Origin of the sequence: Myxococcus vastator, from assembly GCF_010894475.1 — a bacterium.
In the GTDB taxonomy this organism is placed as follows: Bacteria; Myxococcota; Myxococcia; order Myxococcales; family Myxococcaceae; genus Myxococcus; species Myxococcus vastator.
Map to the genome: position 1 here is coordinate 1 of NZ_JAAIYB010000498.1, position 5890 is coordinate 5890.

6 protein-coding genes are annotated in these 5890 nt (G+C 69.5%); 5 read left to right on the forward strand and 1 reads right to left on the reverse strand.

Annotated features, from left to right (window positions below):
- Positions 1–2045 (forward strand): serine/threonine-protein kinase (locus G4D87_RS32365; RefSeq protein WP_240358784.1); only part of this gene is annotated, 2045 nt, incomplete at its 5' end.
- A gap of 57 nt (positions 2046–2102) precedes the next feature.
- On the opposite strand, the gene G4D87_RS32370 is transcribed toward G4D87_RS32365, so the two are convergent.
- Positions 2103–2468 (reverse strand): hypothetical protein, encoded by a 366-nt coding sequence (locus G4D87_RS32370; protein ID WP_163786550.1) that lies wholly within the window; start codon positions 2466–2468, stop codon positions 2103–2105.
- A 255-nt stretch (positions 2469–2723) separates the two neighbouring features.
- On the opposite strand from G4D87_RS32370, the gene rplU reads away from it, so the two are divergent.
- The 4 genes from rplU to G4D87_RS32390 all read left to right on the forward strand — a co-directional run bounded on the left by rplU (position 2724) and on the right by G4D87_RS32390 (position 5775).
- Positions 2724–3032: a 50S ribosomal protein L21 gene (gene rplU, locus G4D87_RS32375; RefSeq protein ID WP_163786551.1), complete on the forward strand. Its 309-nt coding sequence runs from the start codon at positions 2724–2726 to the stop codon at positions 3030–3032.
- A gap of 39 nt (positions 3033–3071) precedes the next feature.
- The gene (gene rpmA / locus G4D87_RS32380) at positions 3072–3347 is read left to right on the forward strand and encodes a 50S ribosomal protein L27 (protein ID WP_044889390.1); all 276 of its coding nucleotides are present in this window, start codon (positions 3072–3074) and stop codon (positions 3345–3347) included.
- 126 nt (positions 3348–3473) lie between these two features.
- Positions 3474–5093, forward strand: a complete 1620-nt coding sequence (gene obgE, locus G4D87_RS32385) for a GTPase ObgE (protein ID WP_163786552.1) — start codon at positions 3474–3476, stop codon at positions 5091–5093.
- Positions 5094–5097: 4 nt separating this feature from the next.
- The gene (locus G4D87_RS32390; RefSeq protein WP_163786553.1) at positions 5098–5775 is read left to right on the forward strand and encodes a TrmH family RNA methyltransferase; all 678 of its coding nucleotides are present in this window, start codon (positions 5098–5100) and stop codon (positions 5773–5775) included.
- Positions 5776–5890: the final 115 nt, after the last annotated feature.

The following is a 5890-nucleotide window of genomic DNA, read 5'->3' on the forward strand; positions in this document are numbered from 1 at the left end:
GGTGTGGGGCGTGCGGCCGGCGGCATGGGGCGGAGGCCTCGTGTTCGACGCTGGTGCGCGCGGACGTAGGGGCCGGTGGAACGGCGCGGCCCAGGTGTGCCCCCGGGGTGGAGGCGGAGGACCCCTTGGTGGGCACCCGGTGCGGCAGCTTCCGGCTGGTGCGGCGCCTGGGCCGGGGCGGCATGGGCTCTGTCTACCTGGGTGAGCACGTCTCCATTGGCAGCCGGGTCGCGGTGAAGGTGCTGCACGCGCACCTGACGATGTACCCGGAGCTGGTCCAACGCTTCCATGCGGAGGCGCGGGCGGTGAACCTCATCGGCCACGAGAACATCGTCAGCATCTTCGACATGGATGCCGCGCCGCCGCGCCCCTACCTCATCATGGAGTTCCTGGATGGGGCGCCGTTGTCCGCGTGGGTGGGGACGCCCCTGGCCGCTGGCGCGGTCGTCTCGGTGCTGGCGCAGGTGTGCGACGCGCTCCAGGCCGCGCACGCGCGAGGCATCGTCCACCGCGACCTGAAGCCGGACAACATCTTCCTGGTCCGGCGCAAGCGCGACGCGCCCTTCGTGAAGGTGCTGGACTTCGGCATCGCCAAGCTGACGGACGCGCACATGCCCCAGACGCACGCGGGCATCATCGTGGGGACGCCCGAGTACATGTCCCCCGAGCAGTCCCTGGGGCGCTGCGTGGATGGCCGCGCGGACCTGTACGCGCTGGGCGTCATCGCCTACCAGCTCCTCACGGGCCGGCTTCCCTTCAACGACGAGGGACTGGCCGCGCAGTTGGTGGCCCATCAGCTGCGGCCACCGCCGCCCCCCAGTTCCGTGTACCCGGCCGTGTCCGCCGCGTTGGAGCACGTCATCCTGCGCGCCCTGGCCAAGAAGCCCGAGGACCGATACCCCTCCATCGCGGCGTTCCGGAACGCGTTGCAGGTGTCGCTCGCCGAGCACGTGCGCGCGTCGGCGCGGAAGACAAATCCCGGAGGGCTCGCGGTGCCCGAGCCGGTGCCCGCGGCGACCGGGATGCCCACCGAGGGCCAGGCGCGGGGGCGGCTTCCCGCGGTCGCGCGTGCGGGGCAGGTGCCTTCCTCGCACGCGAGCACGTCCCCACGGCGTCTGTCCCTGGCGGCACGGGGCTCTACCGTGGAAGTGCCGGTGCAGGTCGTCCTGCGCCCAGGGGAGGGGCCGGTGCGGCTCATGGGCAGTGGCCTGTCCCGGAGGGGCTTGTTCCTCCACGGTGGACGCGTCCTGCCGCCGCTGTGCTCGCGGCTGCCCGTGGTGCTGGAGCTGGCGTCCGGGCCCCTGTCGGTCATGTGTGAAGTGGTGCGGCTCGTTCCGCCCACCCAAGCGCGCGTCTGGGGGATGCCCACCGGCTTCGGCGTCCAGTTCGTGGAGGCCACCGCCGTGCTCAAGGCCGCGGTGGATGCGCTCCTCCAGGGCGAGCCGGTCCGTGCTGTCCCGCGAGTCCCGCCCACGGAAGACCCGGTGCTGGCGCGCCTGCTGGAGGCCTGGCGCCAGCGCTCGGCGGGAGACGCGTATGCGGTGCTGGCGCTGGAGCCGGACTCGGACATGGGCATGGTGCGCCTGCGGACCCGCGAGGCCTGGCGCTCGCTGGAGTCCCTGGAGCAGCACTCGCTGACGCCTGCCCAACGCGCGCAGGTGGATGCGTTGCGCGTGCGCGTGCGCGAGGCGGCCGAGGCGTTGGGGGCCACGGTGCAGCGCGCCCTCTACGATGCCTGGCGCGGCAATCATCGCGGGGTGGCGAAGTGCCTGGAGGCGGGGCTCACGGCCGAGCAGCTGGAGTCCCTGCGGCGCGAGTTCCTGGCGCGCAGGCCCCAGGCTATGGGCACGGCGCGGATCCACTTCCAGTCCGGTGGCGCGCTGGAGCGCGACGGCCGGCTCCCCCAGGCGCTGGAGCAGTACGAGCGGGGGCTGAAGCTCGCGCCGCTGGAGGTGGACATGCTCCAGCGCTACCGGAGGCTCCGCCGGGTGCTGGGCGGGCGGGCGACGGCGCCAGCCGGACATGACAGAGCCCGGTCTCCTTGAACGAGGAGCCGGGCCCTGGACTACGCGAGGGCGCGAGACGGGCTCACGCCACGCCGACTACTCCTCGCCGCCACCGCAGCCGTCGCTGACCTCGAAGTCCATGCAGCGCTCGAGCTCGGCGGCCCAGGCCTCGATGGTCGCGCTGCGGCACTGCGAGATGTCACGGATGCAGTCCGACGCGCCGCGGAGCTTGTCCTTGTCGGAGCTCGAGCACGACTCGAGCGACTCCTTGCACTGGTTGATCTCCTCCTGGCCCAGCCGGAGCTGGGAGATGAAGGGGCTGATCTCCGGACAGCCGTCGACCTTGTTCGAGAGGGACTCAAATGCGCCTGCGAAGTCCTCGCAGAGGTCCTCATCACTGTCGCAGCCAGTGCCAAAAACAAGAGAGCCGGTGGCCACGAGGCCGATCAGAAGCTTCTTCATGGTAGTTCCCCCTCAGGACGAGGTTGTCGGGCCGGTCGCGAAAGGGCGGCCGGAAGCCCGGTTTCCGAGTTAGCATCGGCCTGGGGGTCGAGTAAACGGCCGGGGAGTGGCGGTCTGATCCTTCAACCACCTTGACTCCCCAGGGTATCTCCCGTAAATCCCGCCGCCTTTGGCGCAATTGGATGGTCCACCCGTCCGAAATGCGCGGTCGATTCCACGGGTTGACCCAACCCGACAGATGACAGGGGTTTGACGATGTACGCAGTGATTCGCACGGGCGGGAAGCAGTATCGCGTCGCCGAGGGCGATGTGGTCCGGATCGAGAAGATCGCGGGCGACGTCGGGGCCGAGGTGACCTTCACGGAGATTTTGCTGGTCGGTGGTTCGGACAGCCCGAAGGTGGGCCAGCCGACCGTCTCCGGCGCGAAGGTCGTGGGCAAGGTCCTGGCTCAGGACAAGCACCGCCGCGTCCTCCACTTCCGGAAGGAGAAGGAGGGCTGGACCCGCCGCCGCGGTCACCGTCAGCCGTACACCGAGGTGAAGGTCACCTCCATCGCCGGCTAGTCCGGGCGGTTTCACCTCAAACTTCAGGAGCAAGGTGTCATGGCTCATAAAAAAGGACAGGGTTCTTCGCGCAACGGTCGCGATTCCAACCCGCAGTATCGTGGCGTGAAGGTGTACGGCGGTGAGACGGTGTCGGCGGGCAGCATCCTCGTTCGCCAGTTGGGCACGGTCATCCACGCTGGCTCCAACGTGAAGCTCGGTCGCGACTTCACCCTCTACTCGGTGGTGGACGGCGTCGTGAAGTACGAGCGCCTGGGCCGCGACCGGAAGAAGGTTTCGGTCTACCCGGCCGCCGCTGAGCAGGCGAGCGCCTGACGGCTGGCCGGCCCTTGAGGCCGGCAACCGTGCGGCACCCACGAGCGGGTCGCTTCTCCAGTCCACGCGCCCTTCCGGCAGCGGGATGCGAGGGCGGCCCGCTCTTCGTTTATCCAGGAGTCCCAGATGAAGTTCGTCGACGAGGTCCGCATCTTCGTGAAGGCGGGGGATGGCGGCAACGGCGCTGTCTCGTTCCGGCGGGAGAAGTACATCGATCGCGGTGGCCCCAATGGCGGGGACGGCGGCAATGGCGGCTCCGTCGTCTTCGTGGCGGACCCTCAGCTCACGACGCTGCTCGATTACCGCTACCAACAGCACCACCGCGCCAAGAATGGCGAGCACGGCATGGGCAGTGACTGCAACGGTCGCGCCGCCGACGACATGGTGCTCAAGGTGCCCGTGGGCACGCTGGTGAAGGATGCCCACTCCGAGGAGCTGCTGGTCGACCTGAGCGAGGCCGGCCAGCGCTGGGTGGCGGCGAAGGGCGGGCGCGGCGGCCTGGGCAACATGAACTTCGCCACCTCCACCCGGCAGACGCCGCGCTTCGCCCAGGATGGGACGAAGGGCGAGGAGCTGACGCTCCGGCTGGAGCTGAAGCTGCTGGCGGACGTGGGGCTGCTGGGCTTCCCCAACGCGGGCAAGAGCACGTTCATCTCCCGCGTGAGCCGGGCGCGGCCGAAGGTCGCCGACTACCCATTCACCACGCTGGTCCCCAACCTGGGCATGGTCCAGTACAAGGACGGCCTGTCCTTCGTGATGGCGGACATCCCCGGCATCATCGAGGGCGCCAGTGAGGGCGTGGGTCTGGGCCACCAGTTCCTGCGCCACGTGGAGCGGTGCAAGGTGCTGATCCACCTCATCGACATGGGGGCGGAGGGCGAGGGCCGCGCGCCGCTGCATGACTTCGACGTGCTCAACACGGAGCTGGCCAGGTACAGCCCGGAGCTGGCGTCCAAGCCGCAGGTGGTGGCGGCCAACAAGTTGGACCTGCCCGACGCGCAGGCCCGGCTGGAGGGCTTCACGGAGGCGCTGCGTGCGCGCGGCATCCGTGTGTATCCCGTGTCCTGCGCCACCGGCGAGGGCATGCAGCCGCTGATGGACTCCGTGGCGGAGGTGCTGTTCACGGGGCGGACCGAGAAGCTCCACGTGGAGATTCCCGCCAAGGCGGCTCGGGCGGGGAAGGCCAAGGCGGGCGGAAAGGCGAAGGGGGCCGAGAAGAAGGCTCCGGCTTCCAAGGCAGGGGCGGCGGCCACGAAGGGCGCGGCGAAGAAGGCTCCGGCTCGCAAGCCGGGCGCTGCTGCCGTGAAGACGTCTGCCGCTGCGAAGAAGGCCCCGGCTCGCAAGTCGGGCGCTGCTGCCGCGAAGACGTCTGCCGCTGCGAAGAAGGCCCCGGCTCGCAAGTCGGGCGCTGCTGCCGTGAAGACGTCTGCCGCTGCGAAGAAGGCCCCGGCTCGCAAGTCGGGCGCTGCTGCCGTGAAGACGTCTGCCGCTGCGAAGAAGGCTCCGGCTCGCAAGGCGGGCGCTGCTTCGGCGAAGAAGGCCGCAACGAAGAAGGCCTCGACCCGCAAGTCGGGCACCGCGGCGGTGAAGAAGTCCGCCGCGAGCAAGCGTGGCGCGTCGGGCAAGGCCGCCGCGAAGAAGGCCGCCGCGAGCAAGCGTGGCGCGTCTGGCAAGGCCGGGGCGAAGAAGTCATCCGCGGCCACGAAGCGTGCTCCGGCGCGCAAGTCGGGCCGCGGGAGGAGCTGAGTCCATGTCGGGTGGTGGTGAGCGCTACGAGCGCTACGAGCGGGAGCAGTTCGAGCCGGAGCAGTTCCTGCTCGACGTGCGCAAGGAGAAGATTGATCGCGTCGTCAGTCACCGGACGCGCAACTTCACGGTGGTCCTGGACCGGCTGGAGGACAGCTTCAACATGGCCGCGGTGCTGCGCACCTGCGAGTCCATGGGCGTGCAGGAAGTCCACATCATCATCAACCCGGAAGCGCCCTTCGTTCCCAACTCGAGGGTGGCCCAGGGCTGCGACAAGTGGCTGGACGTGAAGCTGTACAAGACGTTCGCCGAGTGCCGCGAGCACCTGAAGTCCCGCGGCTTCTCGCTGTACGCCTCCGCCATCCAGGAGGGGGCCACCAGCCTCTACACCCTGCGCTTCGACGGGAAGATGGCGCTGGTGTTCGGCAACGAGCGGCGCGGTGTGAGCGAGGACGTGCTGTCCGGCGTGGACGGCACGTTCTGGGTCCCCATGAAGGGCTTTAGCCAGAGCCTGAACATCTCCGCCGCGGCGTCCGCCTGCATCAGCCGGGCGATTGCCTGGCGGGACGAGCACCTGGGCCAGTCGGGAGACCTGTCTCCCGAGGATGCCCAGGCCCTGCGCGAGCGCTTCTACGTGCTGGCCATCAAACAGAGGAAGCGCCTGTTCAAGAAGGCCCCGTGAATGCCGGGGCCAAGGCCCCGTCGGGATGGTTTAGATTGGAGGCTCGCCATGTTCCTCGAAGCCCTGCTCGCTACGCTCCTGTCCGCCCCTGCCACCCCCGCGGCCGCCCCGGCGA